Annotated in this window: 16 protein-coding genes and 1 tRNA gene; 4 read left to right on the top strand and 13 right to left on the bottom strand. The window is 55.4% G+C overall.

Annotated elements, in window-relative coordinates:
• Positions 1 to 130 precede the first annotated feature (130 nt).
• The 3 genes from GY169_RS03195 (at position 131) to GY169_RS03185 (ending at position 3,155) form a co-directional block, all read left to right on the top strand.
• The gene (locus GY169_RS03195) at positions 131 to 1,126 is read left to right on the top strand and encodes a peptidase U32 family protein (protein ID WP_167574961.1); all 996 of its coding nucleotides are present in this window, start codon (positions 131 to 133) and stop codon (positions 1,124 to 1,126) included.
• A gap of 8 nt (positions 1,127 to 1,134) precedes the next feature.
• Positions 1,135 to 2,013 carry a U32 family peptidase gene (locus tag GY169_RS03190; protein WP_167574960.1) on the top strand — a complete coding sequence of 293 codons (879 nt, stop codon included), beginning with the start codon at positions 1,135 to 1,137 and terminating at the stop codon, positions 2,011 to 2,013.
• Between the two features lie 134 nt (positions 2,014 to 2,147).
• Positions 2,148 to 3,155 (top strand): luciferase-like monooxygenase, encoded by a 1,008-nt coding sequence (locus GY169_RS03185; RefSeq protein WP_163447799.1) that lies wholly within the window; start codon positions 2,148 to 2,150, stop codon positions 3,153 to 3,155.
• 105 nt (positions 3,156 to 3,260) lie between these two features.
• Here GY169_RS03185 and mtr read toward each other — a convergent pair whose 3' ends face one another.
• From mtr to GY169_RS03125, 12 genes are all read right to left on the bottom strand, one after another.
• Positions 3,261 to 4,505: a tryptophan permease gene (gene mtr / locus GY169_RS03180; RefSeq protein WP_167574959.1), complete on the bottom strand. Its 1,245-nt coding sequence runs from the start codon at positions 4,503 to 4,505 to the stop codon at positions 3,261 to 3,263.
• Between the two features lie 145 nt (positions 4,506 to 4,650).
• Positions 4,651 to 6,597 (bottom strand): DEAD/DEAH family ATP-dependent RNA helicase, encoded by a 1,947-nt coding sequence (locus GY169_RS03175; protein WP_163447797.1) that lies wholly within the window; start codon positions 6,595 to 6,597, stop codon positions 4,651 to 4,653.
• A complete protein-coding gene (gene yrbN, locus GY169_RS03170) occupies positions 6,590 to 6,670 on the bottom strand; it encodes a protein YrbN (RefSeq protein ID WP_100249910.1) in 81 nt (26 codons plus the stop codon). Before yrbN ends, GY169_RS03175 begins: the two co-directional genes overlap by 8 nt.
• 105 nt (positions 6,671 to 6,775) lie before the next feature.
• The gene (gene nlpI / locus GY169_RS03165) at positions 6,776 to 7,660 is read right to left on the bottom strand and encodes a lipoprotein NlpI (RefSeq protein WP_163447796.1); all 885 of its coding nucleotides are present in this window, start codon (positions 7,658 to 7,660) and stop codon (positions 6,776 to 6,778) included.
• Positions 7,661 to 7,771: 111 nt separating this feature from the next.
• Positions 7,772 to 9,907: a polyribonucleotide nucleotidyltransferase gene (gene pnp / locus GY169_RS03160; protein ID WP_163447795.1), complete on the bottom strand. Its 2,136-nt coding sequence runs from the start codon at positions 9,905 to 9,907 to the stop codon at positions 7,772 to 7,774.
• A 357-nt stretch (positions 9,908 to 10,264) separates the two neighbouring features.
• A complete protein-coding gene (gene rpsO, locus GY169_RS03155; protein ID WP_035891092.1) occupies positions 10,265 to 10,534 on the bottom strand; it encodes a 30S ribosomal protein S15 in 270 nt (89 codons plus the stop codon).
• A gap of 151 nt (positions 10,535 to 10,685) precedes the next feature.
• Positions 10,686 to 11,630, bottom strand: coding sequence for a tRNA pseudouridine(55) synthase TruB (gene truB, locus GY169_RS03150; protein WP_167574958.1), 945 nt, complete (start codon positions 11,628 to 11,630; stop codon positions 10,686 to 10,688).
• On the bottom strand, positions 11,630 to 12,031 hold the full coding sequence (gene rbfA / locus GY169_RS03145) for a 30S ribosome-binding factor RbfA (protein WP_049848849.1): 402 nt from the start codon (positions 12,029 to 12,031) through the stop codon (positions 11,630 to 11,632). The genes truB and rbfA overlap by 1 nt, the downstream gene beginning before the upstream one ends.
• A 102-nt stretch (positions 12,032 to 12,133) precedes the next feature.
• On the bottom strand, positions 12,134 to 14,824 hold the full coding sequence (gene infB / locus GY169_RS03140; protein WP_163447793.1) for a translation initiation factor IF-2: 2,691 nt from the start codon (positions 14,822 to 14,824) through the stop codon (positions 12,134 to 12,136).
• A gap of 24 nt (positions 14,825 to 14,848) precedes the next feature.
• The gene (gene nusA, locus GY169_RS03135) at positions 14,849 to 16,351 is read right to left on the bottom strand and encodes a transcription termination factor NusA (protein WP_167574957.1); all 1,503 of its coding nucleotides are present in this window, start codon (positions 16,349 to 16,351) and stop codon (positions 14,849 to 14,851) included.
• Positions 16,352 to 16,378: 27 nt separating this feature from the next.
• Positions 16,379 to 16,831: a ribosome maturation factor RimP gene (gene rimP / locus GY169_RS03130; protein ID WP_064541967.1), complete on the bottom strand. Its 453-nt coding sequence runs from the start codon at positions 16,829 to 16,831 to the stop codon at positions 16,379 to 16,381.
• A gap of 208 nt (positions 16,832 to 17,039) precedes the next feature.
• A tRNA-Met gene (locus GY169_RS03125) sits at positions 17,040 to 17,116 on the bottom strand.
• A 335-nt stretch (positions 17,117 to 17,451) separates the two neighbouring features.
• Here GY169_RS03125 and argG point away from each other — a divergent pair.
• Positions 17,452 to 18,795 carry an argininosuccinate synthase gene (argG, locus tag GY169_RS03120; protein ID WP_000207646.1) on the top strand — a complete coding sequence of 448 codons (1,344 nt, stop codon included), beginning with the start codon at positions 17,452 to 17,454 and terminating at the stop codon, positions 18,793 to 18,795.
• Positions 18,796 to 18,859: 64 nt separating this feature from the next.
• On the opposite strand, the gene GY169_RS03115 is transcribed toward argG, so the two are convergent.
• A complete protein-coding gene (locus GY169_RS03115) occupies positions 18,860 to 19,765 on the bottom strand; it encodes a cupin domain-containing protein (RefSeq protein ID WP_167574956.1) in 906 nt (301 codons plus the stop codon).
• Positions 19,766 to 19,813 lie beyond the last annotated feature (48 nt).

The following is a 19,813-nucleotide window of genomic DNA, read 5'->3' as shown; positions in this document are numbered from 1 at the left end:
CCGAGGGATTATTGGCGCAATCAATACGCTTTTGTCTGCCTCAAATCAAAAATGATTAGCGTTAGGTTAACTAAAATTCCCATTCATTAACAATAATGCGCCCTGCTGGGCCGCTAACTCAGGAAGAATTATGGAGTTGCTCTGCCCTGCCGGAAACCTCCCGGCGCTTAAGGCGGCTATCGAAAACGGTGCCGATGCGGTGTATATCGGGCTGAAGGACGATACCAACGCCCGCCACTTCGCTGGCCTGAACTTTACCGAAAAGAAACTGCAGGAAGCCGTGAGCTTCGTGCATCAGCATGGCCGTAAGCTGCATATCGCGATTAACACCTTCGCTCACCCGGATGGCTACGTACGCTGGCAGCGCGCCGTAGACATGGCCGCGCAACTGGGCGCCGACGCGCTGATTCTCGCCGACCTCGCTATGCTTGAGTATGCCGCAGAACGTTATCCGCATATTGAGCGCCATGTCTCCGTTCAGGCATCCGCAACCAACGAAGAGGCGATTAATTTTTATCATCGCAACTTTGACGTCGCCCGTGTGGTGCTGCCGCGCGTGCTTTCTATTCATCAGGTGAAGCAGCTAGCCCGCGTCACCCCGGTGCCGCTGGAAGTGTTCGCCTTTGGTAGCCTGTGCATTATGGCTGAAGGTCGCTGCTATCTCTCCTCTTACCTGACCGGCGAGTCGCCGAATACCGTGGGTGCCTGCTCACCGGCGCGCTACGTGCGCTGGCAGCAAACGCCACAGGGGCTGGAATCTCGCCTTAACGAAGTGCTGATCGACCGCTATCAGGACGGTGAAAACGCGGGCTATCCGACGCTGTGCAAAGGCCGCTATATGGTCGACGGCGAGCGCTATCACGCGCTGGAAGAACCCACCAGCCTCAATACGCTGGAGCTGCTGCCGGAACTGCTGGCGGCGAACATCGCCTCCGTGAAAATCGAAGGCCGTCAGCGCAGCCCGGCATACGTCAGCCAGGTCGCGAAAGTCTGGCGTCAGGCTATCGACCGCTGCATGGCTGACCCGCAAAACTTCGTCCCGCAGCCCGCGTGGATGGACACTCTCGGTTCGATGTCCGAAGGCACCCAAACCACCCTCGGCGCGTATCACCGTAAATGGCAGTAGGAATTCCCATGAAATATTCATTAGGGCCAGTGCTTTACTACTGGTCAAAAGAGACGCTGGAAGATTTCTACCAGCAGGCCGCCACCAGCAGCGCCGACACCATTTATCTGGGCGAAGCGGTGTGCAGCAAGCGCCGCGCCACCAAAGTCGGCGACTGGCTGGATATGGCGAAAACGCTGGCCGCTAGCGGCAAGCAGGTGGTGCTCTCCACCCTCGCACTGGTGCAGGCGTCGTCCGAGCTGGGTGAACTCAAGCGCTACGTTGAGAACGGTGATTTTCTGGTGGAAGCCAGCGATCTTGGGGTCGTGAACCTGTGCGCCGAGCGTAAACTGCCGTTCGTGGCGGGTCATGCGCTGAACTGCTATAACGCCGTGACGCTGCGCCTGCTGCAAAAGCAGGGCATGATGCGCTGGTGTATGCCGGTGGAACTGTCCCGCGACTGGCTGGTCAATCTGCTCAACCAGTGTGAAGAGCTGGGTATCCGCGATAAGTTTGAAGTTGAGGTGCTGAGCTACGGCCATCTGCCGCTGGCTTACTCCGCCCGCTGCTTTACCGCACGTTCGGAAGACAAGCCAAAGGACGAATGCGAAACCTGCTGCATCAAGTACCCGAACGGGCGCAGCATGCTGTCGCAGGAGAATCAGCAGGTGTTCGTGCTCAACGGCATTCAGACCATGAGCGGCTACGTTTACAACCTTGGTAACGAGCTAACGTCCATGCACGGACTGGTGGATATGGTGCGCTTGTCGCCGATGGGTAACGAGACGTTTGCCATGCTCGAGGCCTTCCGCGCCAACGAGAACGGCGGCGCACCGCTGCCGTTAACCGCCAACAGCGACTGTAACGGCTACTGGAAGCGTCTGGCCGGGCTGGAATTGCAGGCCTGATAAAACCGCTCACTTTGTTAACAACAGTGGTCAGATTTTAATGCATTATTAAAGATGCAGCTTTTCTGACCGGGTGCGCCCGGTTGGAACAAGACCTTCAATCTGATGACTATGCTGTAGCAAAGTGAGCCTTTATGACTGACAAAACCGTTGCTTTCTCGGTGCTCGATCTGGCGCCGATCCCCCAGGGTTCCTCAGCGCGAGAAGCCTTCTCCCATTCGCTCGACCTCGCCCAGCTCGCTGAAAAGCGCGGCTACCACCGCTATTGGCTGGCCGAACACCACAACATGGTGGGCATCGCCAGCGCGGCGACTTCGGTGCTGATTGGCTATCTGGCCGCCAACACCACCACCCTGCACCTCGGCTCCGGCGGCGTCATGCTGCCCAACCACTCGCCGCTGGTGATCGCTGAGCAGTTCGGCACGCTCAATACGCTGTATCCCGGACGTATCGATCTCGGCCTTGGCCGCGCGCCGGGCAGCGATCAGCCCACTATGCGAGCGCTGCGCCGTCATATGAGTGGCGATATCGATAACTTCCCGCGCGATGTGGCGGAACTGGTGGACTGGTTCGACGCGGTCGACCCTAACCCGCAGGTGCGCCCGGTTCCTGGCTACGGCGAGAAAATTCCGGTGTGGCTGCTTGGCTCCAGCCTGTATGGCGCGCAGCTCGCCGCACAGCTCGGCCTGCCGTTTGCCTTCGCCTCGCACTTCGCGCCGGATATGCTGTTCCAGGCGCTGCATCTCTACCGCACGAACTTCAAGCCATCGGCGCGGCTGGAAAAACCGTACGCAATGGTGTGCATCAACATTATTGCCGCCGACAGTAACCGCGACGCGGAATTCCTCTTCACCTCCATGCAGCAGGCATTCACCAGGCTGCGTCGCGGGGAGACAGGACAGTTGCCAGCGCCGATTCAGCAGATGGAACATTTCTGGTCACCGTCGGAGAAATACGGCGTCGACCAGGCGTTACGGATGTCACTGGTGGGCGATAAGGCGAAGGTGCGCCACGGGCTGGAGTCCATTCTGCGCGAAACGCAGGCGGATGAGATTATGGTCAACGGGCAGATTTTCGATCATCAGGCGCGGCTGCATTCGTTTGACCTGGCGATGGATGTGAAGCAGGAATTGTTGGGGTAGTGCGGTTTATTCCCCTCACCCCGCCCTCTCCCCAAAGGGGATAGGGGGGAAACCGCACCGAGCTGTCCCCTTTGGGGAGAGGGTTAGGGTGAGGGGACAAACGCCTTACTGATAAACCGGCAGCAGGTTAAAGCTCGACAGCACATGCACCAGCGCGTTACCCACGCCAAACACCAGAATCAGCGCAATCATCGGCTTGCCGCCCCAGACGCGGAATTTCGGGCTACCGAAGCGTTTACGGGATTTACGTGCCAGCAACGCCGGTACAATCGCCGCCCAAATCGTTGCCGCCAGACCCGCATAACCGATGGCATACAGGAAACCGTTCGGCCACAGCAGGCCACCGATAATCGGCGGCAGGAAGGTCAGTAGCGCGGTCTTGAAACGCCCCTGCGCGGAATCGTCGAAGCCGAACAGGTCTGCCAGGTAATCAAACAGGCCGAGCGTTACGCCGAGGAAGGAGCTGGCCACCGCAAAGTTAGAGAACACCACCAGCAACAGATCCAGACCACGGCTGTTCAGTACGCCGCTTAACGCCTGCACCAGCACATCAATGTTACCGCCCTTCTGGGCAATGCCGATAAATTCCGGACGCGGGATGTTACCCATCGTGCCCAGTAACCAAACGGTATAGAGCACCAGCGCCAGCAACGTTCCGTACACCAGACACTTCACGATGGTGCGCGGATCTTTACCGTAATACTTCATCAGGCTCGGTACGTTACCGTGATAACCGAACGACGCCAGGCAGAATGGCAACGTCATCAGCAGGTAAGGCGTATAGCTGGCGTGGCTTTCGGCAACGTTAAACAGCGTGGCGGGCGTTACGTGGCCCATCAGGCTACCGAAGGTCAGGAAGAAGGTAATCACCTTCGCGCCCAGTACGATGGCCGTCATGCGGCTCACCGCTTTAGTACTCAACCAGACAACAAACGCCACCAGCAGCGCGAAGCCAAAGCCTGCTGCTCGTGCCGGCACGTTCAGCGACATCTCGGCAAAGGTGTGGTGCAGAATCGAGCCGCTCGCCGAAATATAGGCGTAGGTCAGGATGTAGAGCACAAAGGCAATAGAGATGCCGTTTACCACGTTCCAGCCTTTGCCCAGCAGGTCTTTGGTGATGGTGTCAAAACTGGAGCCAATTCGATAGTTCAGGTTCGCTTCAAGGATCATCAGCCCGGAGTGCAGCATGCAGAACCAGGTAAACACCAGCGCCGCCATCGACCAGAAGAACCACGCACCGGACATAACCACCGGCAGGGAGAACATGCCCGCGCCAATGATGGTGCCGCCGATGATCACCACGCCGCCAAGCAGCGAGGGTGACGTTTGGGTGGTGGTTAGTGTCGCCATACAGCCTTCTCTCCAGTGAATAATTTTGCTACTGCATTTTAATGTGTTGCACTGTACCAGTACATGAGTACAAAAGAAATAAAAAAAGCCCCAATCATGACGATCGGGGCTGTATATTTTACTTTACGCTTTTAAGCCGTCTGGCTTATGCGTCACCGCCGAAACGGCGACGACCTGCGGAGTCGTCACGACGCGGCGCAGCATCATCACGGCGCGGGCCACGGCTGCCTTCACGACGTTCGCCGCTGAAACGACGACCATCACCACGACCACCTTCGCGACGCTCGCCACCGAAGCTACGGCCGCCTTCACGACGCTCACCGCCGAAGCTACGACCACCTTCGCGACGTTCGCCGCCGAAGCTGCGACCACTACGCTCTGGGCGCGGCTGGGCATCACCGATCAGCTGCATATTCATCGGCTTGTTCAGGATGCGAGTACGAGTAAAGTGCTGCAGTACTTCGCCCGGCATGCCTTTCGGCAGTTCGATGGTGGAGTGGGTACCGAACAGTTTGATGTTACCGATGTAACGGCTGCTGATATCGCCTTCGTTAGCAATCGCGCCCACGATATGACGAACTTCAACGCCGTCATCACGGCCCACTTCAATGCGGTACAGCTCCATATCGCCAACGTCACGACGTTCGCGCTTCGGACGATCTTCACGGTCGCCACGGTCACGCGGACCACGATCGTTGCGATCGCCACGACGCTCAAAGCGATCGTCACGGTCACGGAACTCACGTTTCGGACGCATCGGCGCATCTGGCGGAACGATCAGAGAACGTTCGCCCTGTGCCATTTTCAGCAGCGCAGCGGCCAGCGTTTCCATATCCAGCTCTTCGCCTTCTGCGGTCGGCTGAATTTTAGCCAGCAGGCCACGGTACAGATCCAGATCGCTGCTTTCCAGCTGCTGCTGTACTTTCGCCGCGAATTTTTCCAGACGGCGTTTGCCCAGCAGTTCTGCGTTCGGCAGCTCCACTTCCGGAATGGTCAGCTTCATGGTGCGTTCGATGTTACGCAGCAGACGACGCTCGCGGTTCTCAACGAACAGCAGCGCACGACCCGCACGGCCCGCACGACCGGTACGGCCGATACGGTGAACGTAAGACTCGGAGTCCATCGGGATGTCATAGTTCACAACCAGGCTGATACGTTCAACGTCCAGACCACGTGCTGCCACGTCGGTTGCAATCAGGATATCCAGACGACCGTCTTTCAGACGCTCCAGAGTCTGCTCACGCAGGGCCTGGTTCATATCACCGTTCAGCGCAGCGCTGTTGTAGCCATTGCGCTCCAGCGCTTCTGCTACTTCCAGGGTCGCGTTTTTGGTGCGTACGAAGATAATCGCCGCATCAAAGTCTTCCGCTTCCAGGAAACGCACCAGCGCTTCATTCTTACGCATGCCGTACACAGACCAGTAGCTCTGGCTGATGTCCGGACGAGTGGTGACGCTGGACTGAATGCGTACTTCCTGCGGCTCTTTCATAAAGCGACGGGTAATACGACGAATCGCTTCCGGCATGGTGGCGGAGAACAGCGCGGTCTGATGACCTTCCGGGATCTGCGCCATGATAGTTTCAACGTCTTCGATAAAGCCCATGCGCAGCATTTCATCTGCTTCATCCAGCACCAGGCCACTCAGCTTAGAGAGGTCCAGGGTGCCGCGCTTCAGGTGGTCCAGCAGACGACCCGGGGTACCGACAACGATTTGCGGCCCTTGACGCAGGGCGCGCAGCTGCACGTCATAACGCTGGCCGCCGTACAGGGCAACCACGTTTACGCCGCGCATATGTTTAGAGAAATCCGTCATTGCTTCAGCTACCTGAACCGCCAGTTCGCGGGTCGGTGCCAGCACCAGAATCTGTGGTGCTTTCAGCTCAGGATCAAGATTGTTCAGCAGCGGCAGAGAGAACGCCGCCGTTTTACCGCTACCAGTCTGGGCCATGCCCAGCACGTCACGACCAGAAAGCAGGTGTGGGATACACTCAGCCTGGATCGGAGATGGTTTTTCGTAACCCAGATCGTTAAGGGCTTCAAGGATAGGAGCCTTCAGGCCCAGATCTGCAAAAGTGGTTTCGAATTCAGCCATGTAGTACAAGTGCCTCGATATTAATGGCGGCCAGTCTACATAACTCATCATGAAATTGATCTGCAATTTTCATTGAAAAGTGTGAACCGGCTCAAAGTAGGTGTATTAACGAACAACAACGCCCTCACCCGCGAAGGTGATGGCAATCAAAAAGATTACGGGCTGATGTAGTCGTCAGCTATTGCTGGTCCGATTCTGCCAGGTCATCTTGGTCCTGGCCCAGGAGCGATAATTCCAACAATGCGTATCGGTGCTCAACGTAGTTATGTACGTTGTTGGCAACCGCCAGTTTGAACAGTGCCGTAGCGCTGTCCTTGTCCCCAAGACTTAGGTAATACTTACCTAAATAGAAGTTGGTTTCACTGAGATGCTCAGCGAGCGAGGTGTTATCCGTTGCGTCCGCCTTCAGGCGCTCCATTAACGTTTTTTCGTCAATGTTGCCTAAGTAGAACTCGACAATGTTCCATCCCCATTGTTCTTTATCCGATTTCTCGAAGCGTTGCTTCAACGCATCTTTTGCCTGCTTCTCGTCGAGCTTCTGCTCGGCAAGATAAAGCCACAGGCTGCGGAAAGGATCATTGGGATCGTCTTGATAAAACGCCAGCAGATCATCTTGCGCTAACTTCGCACGGCCACCGTAATAAAGCGCGATGCCGCGGTTCAAGTGCGCATAATTGTAAGTTGGATCAAGCTCAAGTACAGAATCAAACGCTTCATAGGCAGCATCAAAATTGCCTGCCTGCGTTAAATAAATGCCTAAGTAATTGAATACTTCAGGCATATCAGGTCGGATAGCCAGCGCTTGTGAAAAATCATTTCGCGCTAATGCCCTCAGACCGAGACTATCATACAACACTCCGCGCTCATATAAAAGCTGTGCGCGTTCGTCATCGGTTAAAGCCCGACTGGCAAGAATTTGTTCCATGCGTGCCAGGATTACTTCCTGCTGTAACGTCGGTTGCAATGGCACCGCGAGGACTTCACTTTTACGCCAGGCAGAGTTGCTACATCCTGCCAGCGTGAGTGCTGTCGCCACGAAACACCAGCGCAAAAAAGGCTTCATTTCCCACTCCCGAAGACAACAATTGGATGAACGTCCTGTCCCCCGCATGCAAACAAGGCATCCAGCCAGCGAAATGTGCCCTCCGCAAACGCGGAGGGCAAAAGGCAAACCTTACTCGCCTTGTTCCGCTGCCGGAGCTTCCGGTGCGGCGGCAGGCTGAGACTGCTCGGTTGCTTCTTTAATGCTCAGACGGATACGGCCCTGACGGTCAACTTCCAGAACCTTAACCGGTACTTCCTGGTTCATCTGCAGGTAGTCGGTCACTTTCTCAACGCGCTTGTCAGCGATCTGAGAGATGTGTACCAGACCTTCTTTACCGCCGCCGATAGCCACGAAGGCACCGAAATCAACGATACGGGTCACTTTACCATTGTAGATACGACCCACTTCGATTTCTGCGGTGATCTCTTCGATACGACGGATAGCGTGTTTCGCTTTCTCGCCGTCAGTCGCTGCGATCTTCACAGTACCGTCATCTTCGATTTCAATGGTGGTGCCGGTTTCTTCGGTCAGGGCACGGATAACAGAACCGCCTTTACCGATAACGTCTTTGATCTTGTCCGGATTGATCTTGATGGTGTGGATACGCGGAGCGAACTGAGAAATATCACCGCGCGGCGCGTTAATCGCCTGTTCCATCACGCCCAGGATGTGCAGACGGGCACCTTTAGCCTGGTTCAGCGCAACCTGCATGATCTCTTTGGTGATACCTTCAATTTTGATATCCATCTGCAGTGCAGAGATACCGTCGCGGGAACCCGCCACTTTGAAGTCCATATCGCCCAGGTGGTCTTCGTCGCCCAGGATGTCAGACAGAACAACAAAGTTGTCGCCTTCTTTCACCAGACCCATCGCGATGCCCGCAACGGCTGCTTTGATCGGCACGCCTGCGTCCATCAGCGCCAGGGAAGCGCCACATACGGAAGCCATAGAGGAAGAACCGTTAGATTCGGTGATTTCAGAAACCACACGAACGGTGTACGGGAACTTGTCGCCTTCCGGCATCACTGCCAGCACGCCGCGCTTCGCCAGACGACCGTGACCAATTTCACGACGCTTCGGAGAACCGACCATGCCGGTTTCGCCTACGGAGTACGGAGGGAAGTTGTAGTGGAACAGGAAGTTGTCAGTGCGCTCGCCCATCAGTTCATCAAGAACCTGCGCGTCACGTGCGGTACCCAGGGTCGCGGTAACCAGCGCCTGCGTTTCACCACGGGTGAACAGCGCAGAACCGTGAGTACGCGGCAGAACGCCGGTGCGTACGTCCAGACCACGGATCATGTCTTTTTCGCGGCCATCGATACGCGGTTCGCCTGCCAGTACGCGGCTACGAACAACATTTTTCTCGATAGCGTGCAGGATTTCGCCCAGCTCGTTAGCATCCAGGGTTTCGTCTTCCGCCACCAGAGTCGCGATGGTTTCAGATTTGATCACGTCAACCTGAGCATAACGCTCTTGTTTGTCGGTGATGCGGTAAGCGTCGCTCAGGCGAGATTCCGCCAGCGCAGCCACGCGCGCGTTCAGCGCTTCGTTAACGGCTTCCGGCTGCCAATCCCAACGCGGTTTACCCGCTTGTTTAACCAGCTCGTTGATCTCTTTGATAACGATCTGCTGCTGTTCGTGACCGAATACGACAGCACCCAGCATGGTGTCTTCGCTCAGCAGTTCTGCTTCAGATTCAACCATCAGTACGGCAGCTTCGGTACCGGCAACCACCAGATCCAGCTTGCTTTCTTTCAGCTCGTCTTGAGTCGGGTTCAGCACGTACTGGTCATTGATGTAACCTACACGCGCAGCACCGATTGGGCCGTTGAACGGAATACCGGACAGGGACAGCGCAGCAGATGCGCCAATCATGGCAACGATGTCTGGGTTAACCTGCGGGTTAACGGAAACAACGGTCGCGATGACCTGAACTTCGTTAACGAAGCCTTCCGGGAACAGCGGACGAACCGGGCGGTCAATCAGACGCGCGATCAAGGTTTCGCCTTCGCTTGGACGGCCTTCACGACGGAAGAAGCTACCCGGGATACGGCCAGCAGCGTAGGTACGCTCCTGATAGTTAACGGTCAGCGGGAAGAAGTCCTGGCCTGGTTTCGCTTTTTTCTGACCCACAACGGTAACGAATACCGCGGTGTCATCCATGCTAACCATCACGGCGGCAGTTGCCTGGCGCGCCATCATGCCGGTTTCCAGCGTTACGGTGTGTTGGCCGTACTGGAACTTACGAACGATCGGATTAAGCAAAATTCTATCCTTTCTTAATGAGTGGCGGCACACCCTTTGGCGTGCCGACCGATGAAACCGATCTTCTTTGCATCCTCGCGACTAATGACAACCCTAACCCGACGCCGGGTAAAGCCTCTCATTAGCCGCGCGAACCTCTGCAACGAAGAATATGTACAACAACAATACATTATACCCGTTATCTTTCAAAATACTGCTGTGTTGGTAATTTCAGCTCAATTTTGTCTCAACAAGATGCAGACAAGCAGGATTACCAGAACGCCAGACAGCGTCTTACGGGCAAACTTTCTTATAAATGACGGTCGTCCGGTGGAAAAAAGGGGCCATAAAGGCCCCTCTTTCTGAAACTCGCTAGAATTAGCGACGCAGACCCAGACGCTCGATCAGCGCGGTGTAGCGTGCAACATCTTTACGTTTCAGGTAGTCGAGCAGTTTACGACGCTGAGAAACCATGCGCAGCAGACCACGACGGCTGTGGTGATCTTTTTTGTGCTCTGCAAAGTGACCCTGCAGGTGGTTGATCTGTGCAGTCAGCAGTGCAACCTGAACTTCGGTAGAACCGCTGTCGTTCGCGCCACGACCGAACTCAGAAACGATTTGTGCTTTAGCTTCAACGCTTAGAGACATTTTGAACTCCAAATTTAAAAGAAAGAAAGGGTGCCGATCTCTAATTCAGCAGCCCTGAGATAACGCTTGCCAATTGTTAAACAATTAAGCAGACGCTAAGCCGCGATATTCTACTCGCAGCGCTCGGTTATCGCAAGCCACAGAACCTGGCTTACTCCGTGTACTCGACCACCAGACGGCGTGGAGCCACGCGGCCTTCGTCATCGATTTCACCCATACCGAGGAATTTACCTTCGTCACCTTCCGTCACGCGCACCAGGCCTTCCAGCGGCGCGCCTGACGTCCGTACCGGATTACCATTTTTAAAGTAAACCGCTGACGTTACAGGGATATTCACCACCGGATAGTCCGAAGCGGGACTGTCCATCGGCATCAATAACGGATCGAGTAATTCCGCCGCCGGAATGCCCTGCTGTTCGGCCTGTTCAACCAGTTCGCGCAGCTGCTCCAGCGTGACCATACGCTCGACCGGGTATTTGCTGACCGCCAGGCGACGCAAGAAAATCACGTGCGCACCACAGCCGAGCTTCTCGCCCAGATCGTCAATGATGGTACGAATATAGGTGCCTTTGGAGCAGTGAATTTCCAGCTCCAGCTCGTTCCCTTCATGACGAATAAACAGCAGTTCGTAGACGGTAATCGGGCGCGCTTCACGCGGCACTTCAATGCCCTGACGAGCATATTCGTAGAGCTTTTTGCCCTGGTACTTCAGCGCGGAGTACATGGACGGCACCTGCTGGGTGTCGCCACGGAAGCTCTCAAGCGCCTCTGCCAGCTGCGCATCGCTGAAAGTCACCGGACGCTCTTCGACGATCTGCCCGTCGGCATCCGACGTATCGGTACGCTGACCTAAGCGAGCAATCACGCGATAGCGTTTGTCGGAGTCCAGCAGATACTGGGAAAACTTGGTCGCTTCACCGAGGCAAATCGGCAGCATACCGGTCGCCAGCGGATCCAACGCGCCGGTATGTCCGGCGCGATTGGCATTGTAGATGCGCTTCACTTTCTGCAGTACATCATTGCTGGATGCGCCCTGCGGCTTATCCAGCAACAGCACGCCGTGAATATCACGGCCGCGACGACGAGGACGACTCATCAGTCCTCCTTGCTGTCGTCCGGGTTCACACGACGTTCTTCGTCATGCTTCACCACGTTAGTCACCAGGTTGGACATGCGCATCCCTTCGACCAGCGAGTTATCGTAGAAGAAGGTCAGTTCCGGCACGATACGCAGGCGCATGGCTTTACCCAGCAGCGAGCGGATGAAACCAGAGGCTTCCTGCAGCGCTTTGATGCCGGCTTTGACGGCCGCTTCATCTTTGTCGTTCAGGAAGGTCACAAACACTTTGGCATAGGCCAGATCGCGGGACATTTCAACACCGGAAACGGTGGTCATCATGCCCAGACGCGGATCTTTAATTTCGCGCTGCAGGATGATTGCGATCTCTTTTTGCATCTCCTGGGCCACGCGCTGCGGGCGACCAAATTCTTTCGCCATAATAAATTCTCCAGACAAAAAAGGGGCTTATCAGCCCCTTTTGAAATAGTTGCCGGGTGGCGCTTCGCTTCCCCGGCCTACAATCGGCAATCTAAACGAAGATTAAGCGATGGTACGTTGGATCTCGATGATTTCGAACACTTCGATCATATCGCCAACGCGAACGTCGTTGTAGTTCTTCACGCCGATACCACATTCCATGCCGTTACGGACTTCGTTAACGTCATCTTTGAAGCGACGCAGGGATTCCAGCTCGCCTTCGTAGATAACCACGTTGTCACGCAGAACGCGGATCGGGTTGTGGCGCTTGATGGTACCTTCGGTAACCATACAGCCAGCGACCGCACCGAATTTCGGTGATTTGAACACGTCACGTACTTCAGCCAGACCAATGATCTGCTGTTTCAGTTCCGGAGACAGCATGCCGCTCATTGCCGCTTTCACTTCGTCGATCAGGTTATAGATGACGGAGTAGTAGCGCAGATCCAGGCTTTCTGCTTCGATAACTTTACGCGCAGAAGCGTCAGCACGAACGTTGAAGCCAACCAGAATCGCGTTGGATGCCGCAGCCAGGGTCGCGTCGGTTTCGGTGATACCACCTACGCCAGAACCGATGATCTTCACTTTCACTTCGTCGGTAGACAGTTTCAGCAAGGAGTCGGAAATCGCTTCCACAGAACCCTGTACGTCGGCCTTCAGCACGATGTTCACTTCGTGAACTTCGCCTTCGGTCATGTTGGCGAACATGTTCTCGAGTTTAGATTTCTGCTGACGAGCCAGTTTAACTTCACGGAATTTACCCTGACGATACAGAGCAACTTCACGCGCTTTCTTCTCGTCACGAACGACGGTCACTTCGTCACCGGCAGCCGGAACACCGGACAGACCGAGGATTTCCACCGGAATGGACGGACCCGCTTCCAGCACTTCCTGACCCAGTTCGTTACGCATCGCACGAACGCGACCGTATTCGAAGCCACACAGAACGATGTCGCCCTTGTGCAGAGTACCTTCACGAACCAGAACGGTTGCAACCGGACCACGACCTTTATCCAGGAAGGATTCGATTACCGCGCCGCTTGCCATACCATTACGTACCGCTTTCAGCTCAAGAACTTCAGCCTGCAGCAGGATAGCGTCCAGCAGTTCGTCAATACCGGTACCCGCTTTGGCGGATACGTGAACGAACTGGCTCTCACCGCCCCACTCTTCCGGCAGGATGCCGTACTGGGACAGTTCGTTTTTAACGCGATCCGGATCCGCTTCTGGCTTATCGATTTTGTTCACTGCAACCACAACCGGCACACCCGCCGCTTTCGCGTGCTGGATTGCTTCGATAGTCTGCGGCATCACGCCATCGTCTGCTGCGACAACCAGAACAACGATATCCGTTGCCTGCGCACCACGAGCACGCATTGAGGTAAACGCGGCGTGACCCGGGGTGTCCAGGAAGGTGATCATACCGTTGTCGGTTTCAACGTGGTATGCACCGATGTGCTGGGTAATGCCGCCCGCTTCGCCAGAGGCCACTTTCGTGGAACGAATGTAATCCAGCAGAGAGGTTTTACCGTGGTCAACGTGACCCATGATGGTCACAACCGGTGCGCGCGGTTCAGCCGCAGCGCCGGTGTCACGGTCGCTCATTACCGCTTCTTCCAGCTCGTTTTCACGACGCAGGATAACTTTGTGGCCCATCTCTTCGGCAACCAGCTGTGCGGTTTCCTGGTCGATGACCTGGTTGATGGTGGCCATGGCGCCCAGCTTCATCATCGCTTTGATGACCTGAGAACCTTTCACCGCCATCTTGTTAGCCAGTTCGCCAACGGTGATGGTTTCGCCAATCACAACGTCACGGTTAACGGCCTGAGCTGGCTTCTGGAAGCCCTGCTGCAGTGCGGAACCTTTACGCTGCTTGCCGCCTTTACCCCCGCGAACAGCGGCGCGCGCTTCTTCACGATCGGCTTTGGATTCGGCGTGTTTGTTGCCTTTTTTCGCCGGACGCGCAGCTTTCGCATTGCGGCCACGGCCACGGCCGCCTTCTACTTCACGGTCGTTTTCGTCTTCTGCCTGACGGGCATGCTGAGAAGTGGTGACGTGATAGTCGCTGGTGTCCTCAGTAGGCTCAGCGGCATCCACACCGTTCTTCTCGTTTTCTTCTGCCATGCGGCGCGCTTCTTCCGCAACGCGACGGGCTTCTTCTTCAAGCTTGCGACGCGCTTCTTCTTCCGCTTTGCGCTTCAGCTCGGCAGCTTCATTTTCACGGCGGGCTTTTTCAGCCTGGGCGGTTTTGGTCATATCGTCGGTCTGTTGATTGCTCACTTTGTCTTTTTCCGCAGCTTCACGTTTCGCTTTATCAGCGGCTTCACGATTAGCTTTTTCTGCGGCCTCACGTTCAGCTTTTTGTTGCGCCTCGCGTTTAGCTGCTTCTTCAGCTTCACGACGGGCTTGCTCTTCCGCTTCACGCTGCGCCTGCTCTTCCGCGGCCAGGCGTTCAGCCTCTTGCGGATCGCGTTTCACAAAGGTGCGTGTCTTGCGGACTTCGATTTGTACCGATTTGCTTTTCCCACCGGTACCTGGAATGTTGAGAGTACTGCGCGTTTTGCGCTGCAAAGTCAACTTATCCGGCGCAGAACCATTTTCACGGTTCAGGTGCGCCAGTAAGGTTTGTTTCTCTTGTGCGGACACAGAGTCGTCAGCAGACTTCGGGATGCCAGCGTCAGCAAATTGCTGTACCAGGCGATCTACCGAGGTCTCAATCTCTGCGGCCAGCTTTTTTACGGTTACATCTGTCATGCTGTTCCTTCCTGCTACAGTTTATTACGCTTCGTCGCCGAACCAGCAAATGTTACGCGCAGCCATAATCAGCTCACCCGCTTTCTCGTCGGTTAACCCTTCGATATCAGACAGGTCGTCAACGCCTTGTTCAGCGAGGTCTTCCAGCGTACAAACACCACGAGCGGCCAGTTTGAAAGCCAGTGCGCGATCTAACCCTTCCAGGTTCAGCAGATCGTCAGTCGGTTTGTTGTCACCGAGGCTTTCTTCCTGGGCAAGTGCCAGAGTGGTCAGGGCGTTTTTCGCGCGTTCACGCAGCGCCTCAACGGTCGCTTCGTCCAGACCATCAATTTCCAGCAGTTCTTTCATCGGCACATAGGCCAGTTCTTCAAGCGTGGAGAAGCCTTCTTCTACCAGCACAGTGGCGAACTCTTCATCAATATCAAGATATTTGGTGAAGGTATCGATAGCCGCGTGCGCTTCAGCCTGGTGCTTCGCCTGCAGGTCATCAACGGTCATCACGTTGAGTTCCCAACCGCTCAGCTGAGAAGCCAGACGGACGTTCTGACCGTTACGGCCAATCGCCTGCGCCAGGTTACCCGCTTCTACCGCGATATCCATGGTGTGCTTGTCTTCGTCAACCACAATGGATGCCACGTCAGCCGGAGCCATCGCGTTAATCACGAACTGCGCCGGGTTGTCGTCCCACAGCACGATATCGATACGCTCGCCGCCCAGTTCGGTCGAAACCGCCTGCACGCGCGCGCCACGCATACCGACGCAAGCACCGACCGGGTCGATACGCTTGTCGTTGGTTTTCACCGCGATTTTGGCACGAGAGCCAGGATCGCGAGCGGCGGCTTTAATTTCGATAACTTCTTCACCGATTTCCGGCACTTCGATGCGGAACAGTTCGATCAGCATTTCCGGCTTGGAACGGGTGACGAACAGCTGCGCACCGCGCGCTTCTGGACGTACAGCGTACAGAACGCCGCGGATACGGTCGCCCGGACGGAAGTTTTCACGCGGCAGCATGTCTTCACGCAGGATCACAGCTTCAGCGTTACCGGCCATCCCTTCGGATTTCACTTCCAGAGAGATGTTGTCGCGGTTCACTTTCTTCACCACGCCAGTGACGATTTCGCCTTCCTGGTCGCGGAACTGATCGACAACCATCGCGCGTTCAGCTTCACGCACTTTCTGCACGATAACCTGTTTCGCGGTCTGCGTGGTGATACGGTCGAAGGTCACAGATTCGATCTGGTCTTCAACGTAGTCGCCGACGTTCAGGCTTTCATCTTCGAAGCGTGCCGCTTCAAGGGTAATTTCTTTGGTTGGCTGGGTCACTTCTTCAACAATGACCCAGCGACGGAAAGTATCGAAGTCGCCGCTGCGACGATCGATTTCAACGCGTACGTCGATTTCCTGTTCGTATTTTTTCTTTGTCGCCGTTGCCAGCGCACTTTCCAGCGCTTCGAAAATCTTCTCACGCGGCAGCGCTTTCTCGTTGGAGACGGCTTCAACAACAGCCAAAATTTCTTTGTTCATCGGGGCCTTTCACCTCAATCCAGACTGTTAAAAGTGGGGAACCAGGTTCGCCTTCTGGATGTTACTCAGCGCGAACACTTCATCTTTGCCTTCGACTGTCACAGTGATCATCTCACCGTCTACCGCTTTGATAATGCCCTGCCACTTACGACGGTTCTGTACCGCCATGCGCAGGACCAGCGTCACCTCTTCACCCAGGAAACGCACATAGTGTTCAGCGGTGAACATAGGACGGTCGAGGCCCGGAGAGGAAACTTCCAGGTTGTAAGCCACAGTAATAGGATCTTCGACGTCCATCACCGCGCTTACCTGGTGGCTCACATCAGCACAATCATCAACATTGATGCCATCTTCACTATCAATATAGATGCGCAGTGTGGATGTGCGACCGCGAATAAATTCGATGCCGACCAGTTCGTAGCCCAGGGCTTCAACCGGCGCTGTAATCATCTCTGTTAATTTTTGCTCTAATGTGGACAAACCCACCCCCAAGACATAAAAAAAGGGCCTAAAGCCCAGTTATTCTGTAGTCAGATAACAAAAAACCCCGATAAATCGGGGCTTTAGATAACTGAACCCTATAGCCGCAACTGCGGCCTGGAGAACCTTCCGAAAGAATTTTTTTTCAAATCCAGCTACGAAGGCCTAAGTCTTCACAGTATATTTGAAAATGAACTCTAAGGGAAAGTGGTTGCGGGGGCCGGATTTGAACCGACGACCTTCGGGTTATGAGCCCGACGAGCTACCAGGCTGCTCCACCCCGCGCCTGAAACGTGGCAAATTTTACGCGTTTTGAGTAAAAAATGCAAATAATGCTGGGATTTGGTACCGAGGACGGGACGTAAAATCGACCTGTAGTATAGTGATGTGGCTCACAGCTTGTCAACCTCACATTCTATGCAGAAGAAATGCGCTGCAGATCGCGGTAGGGTAATGCAGGTAACCTTCGCTGCCGACGCGGATTTTTTGAATAAAAATGCATGAATCCCTTCCGGTCCATGACAAAACATGATTAAATGAAAACTCATTTATTTTGCATAAAAATTCACTGACAGCGAAACGCGATTTCTCCTTCAGTCAATCACGCAGGGTTTTACTTTATGACGACGATTCTCAAGCATCTTCCGGCAGGTCAACGTATTGGTATCGCCTTCTCTGGCGGTCTCGACACCAGCGCAGCGCTGCTGTGGATGCGACAAAAAGGCGCGGTCCCTTATGCATATACTGCAAATCTGGGCCAGCCAGACGAAGATGATTATGATGCGATTCCTCGTCGTGCTATGGAATATGGCGCAGAGAACGCTCGTTTGATCGACTGCCGTAAACAGCTGGTTGCCGAAGGCATCGCGGCGATTCAGTGTGGCGCCTTCCACAACACCACCGGCGGCCTGACCTATTTTAATACCACCCCGCTGGGCCGCGCCGTGACTGGCACCATGCTGGTTGCCGCCATGAAAGAAGACGGCGTGAACATCTGGGGCGACGGCAGCACCTATAAAGGCAACGATATTGAACGTTTCTATCGTTATGGCCTGCTGACCAACGCCGAGCTGCAGATTTACAAACCATGGCTCGATACCGACTTTATCGATGAGCTGGGCGGCCGTCATGAGATGTCTGAATTTATGATCGCCTGCGGCTTCGACTACAAAATGTCCGTCGAAAAAGCCTACTCCACCGACTCCAACATGTTGGGCGCGACGCACGAAGCGAAAGACCTCGAGTTCCTGAACTCCAGCGTCAAGATCGTCAACCCGATTATGGGCGTGAAGTTCTGGGACGAGAGCGTGAAGATCCCGGCGGAAGAAGTGACCGTCCGCTTCGAGCAGGGCCACCCTGTAGCCCTGAACGGTAAAACCTTCAGCGATGATGTTGAGATGATGCTGGAAGCGAACCGCATCGGCGGCCGTCACGGACTGGGCATGAGCGACCAGATCGAAAACCGTATCATTGAAGCGAAAAGCCGCGGCATCTATGAAGCCCCGGGGATGGCGCTGCTGCACATCGCTTACGAGCGTCTGCTGACCGGTATTCACAACGAAGACACCATTGAACAGTATCATTCTCATGGTCGTCAGCTGGGTAAACTGCTGTATCAGGGCCGCTGGTTCGACTCTCAGGCGCTGATGCTGCGTGACGGCCTGCAACGTTGGGTCGCCAGCCAGATCACCGGTGAAGTGACGCTGGAACTGCGTCGCGGCAACGACTACTCCATCCTGAACACCGTGTCTGACAACCTGACCTATAAGGCTGAGCGTCTGACTATGGAGAAAGGCGAGTCCGTGTTCTCACCGGACGATCGTATTGGCCAATTGACCATGCGTAATCTGGACATTACCGATACCCGTGAGAAGCTGTTCGGCTACGCGAAAGCGGGTCTGCTGACCGCCTCTTCCGCGACCGGCCTGCCACAGGTTGAGAATCTGGAAAACAAAGGCAAATAAGCCCGCATCGTTGATACAAAAGGCCGCGTAAGCGGCCTTTTTTATTGCCTTGTGTTAGCGGTCACTAACGGCGCCGCCATTCGCCCGGCGTCAGGCCGTAGTGCTTTTTAAAACTCTTCGAGAATGAGGCCAGCGACTGGAAACCACAGCGCTCGGCAATCACCTCCAGGCGAGCCTGGCGGTCCTGATGCAGTAATCGAGCTGCCAACGCCATACGTAACTGCGTTAACCAGGCCTGCGGCGTCAAATGATAGGCGCGGGCAAAATGACGGGCGAAGGTCGCGCGGGATAAAAACGCTCTGGCCGCCATACTCTCCAGCGTCCACGGCTGCTCCGGCGTCGCCAGCACGGCGAGCACCGCGGGCATCAGCCGCTCATCGCTCATCAGACGCAGTAAACCGCCTGGCGGTTCTTCCGCCCCCAGCAGCGTGCGCAGCATCAGCACCAACAGCGTATCCCCAAGGCTACGGACAATAGCGCTGCCACCGGGATGTTCTGCCAGGCTTTCACGAACTAACACGTTCAACAGCGTTTCCAGTTCCGGGCAATCCTCGCGTTCATCGGTATGCAGATGAACCAGTTCGGTTTCCTCCGTAAACAGCCAGCTCACGTGGGGGCCGAAATAGAATTCACCGCACAGCATTTCCAGCGCATCGCCATCAGAGCCGGTACGCATTTCGGTCAACGTGCCGTTAAAGCGATGAGCGACCGGCAATACCTGTCCCCACTCCACCAGGCTTTCCATCAGATGCGGCGAGCCGTGCGGCAGCATAATCACATCGCCCGCCCGCATTTGCCGCGTCTCTTTGCCGACGGTTAACCGCCCTTCGCCGCTGAGCACAAAGTGCCAGGGAACCACGCCCGCCCGCATCTGATTGTGTCCCGCCTGCCAGCGACCGCCAAAGCGGCAGTGCAAATTCACTTCGCAGCGCGGCATCAGCAACGTTAAGAGATGGCTAAGACTGTCCATACGACTCCTGAGACGATAAGACAAAAAGATGAGACGAAGAGCGCCAGT

Origin of the sequence: Kluyvera genomosp. 3 (assembly GCF_011765685.1) — a bacterium.
Taxonomy (GTDB): domain Bacteria; phylum Pseudomonadota; class Gammaproteobacteria; order Enterobacterales; family Enterobacteriaceae; genus Kluyvera; species Kluyvera georgiana_A.
This window is presented reverse-complemented; position numbering and strand designations above follow the sequence as displayed.

Bases quoted from the DNA above. Each gene is read 5' to 3' on its own strand.
- GY169_RS03195 (WP_167574961.1), top strand. From the start codon at position 131: ATGGAGTTGCTCTGCCCTGCCGGAAACCTCCCGGCGCTTAAGGCGGCT.
- GY169_RS03190 (WP_167574960.1), top strand. From the start codon at position 1,135: ATGAAATATTCATTAGGGCCAGTGCTTTACTACTGGTCAAAAGAGACG.
- GY169_RS03185 (WP_163447799.1), top strand. From the start codon at position 2,148: ATGACTGACAAAACCGTTGCTTTCTCGGTGCTCGATCTGGCGCCGATC.
- mtr (WP_167574959.1), bottom strand. From the start codon at position 4,505: ATGGCGACACTAACCACCACCCAAACGTCACCCTCGCTGCTTGGCGGC.
- GY169_RS03175 (WP_163447797.1), bottom strand. From the start codon at position 6,597: ATGGCTGAATTCGAAACCACTTTTGCAGATCTGGGCCTGAAGGCTCCT.
- yrbN (WP_100249910.1), bottom strand. From the start codon at position 6,670: ATGAAAATTGCAGATCAATTTCATGATGAGTTATGTAGACTGGCCGCC.
- nlpI (WP_163447796.1), bottom strand. From the start codon at position 7,660: ATGAAGCCTTTTTTGCGCTGGTGTTTCGTGGCGACAGCACTCACGCTG.
- rpsO (WP_035891092.1), bottom strand. From the start codon at position 10,534: ATGTCTCTAAGCGTTGAAGCTAAAGCACAAATCGTTTCTGAGTTCGGT.
- truB (WP_167574958.1), bottom strand. From the start codon at position 11,630: ATGAGTCGTCCTCGTCGTCGCGGCCGTGATATTCACGGCGTGCTGTTG.
- rbfA (WP_049848849.1), bottom strand. From the start codon at position 12,031: ATGGCGAAAGAATTTGGTCGCCCGCAGCGCGTGGCCCAGGAGATGCAA.
- infB (WP_163447793.1), bottom strand. From the start codon at position 14,824: ATGACAGATGTAACCGTAAAAAAGCTGGCCGCAGAGATTGAGACCTCG.
- nusA (WP_167574957.1), bottom strand. From the start codon at position 16,351: ATGAACAAAGAAATTTTGGCTGTTGTTGAAGCCGTCTCCAACGAGAAA.
- argG (WP_000207646.1), top strand. From the start codon at position 17,452: ATGACGACGATTCTCAAGCATCTTCCGGCAGGTCAACGTATTGGTATC.
- GY169_RS03115 (WP_167574956.1), bottom strand. From the start codon at position 19,765: ATGGACAGTCTTAGCCATCTCTTAACGTTGCTGATGCCGCGCTGCGAA.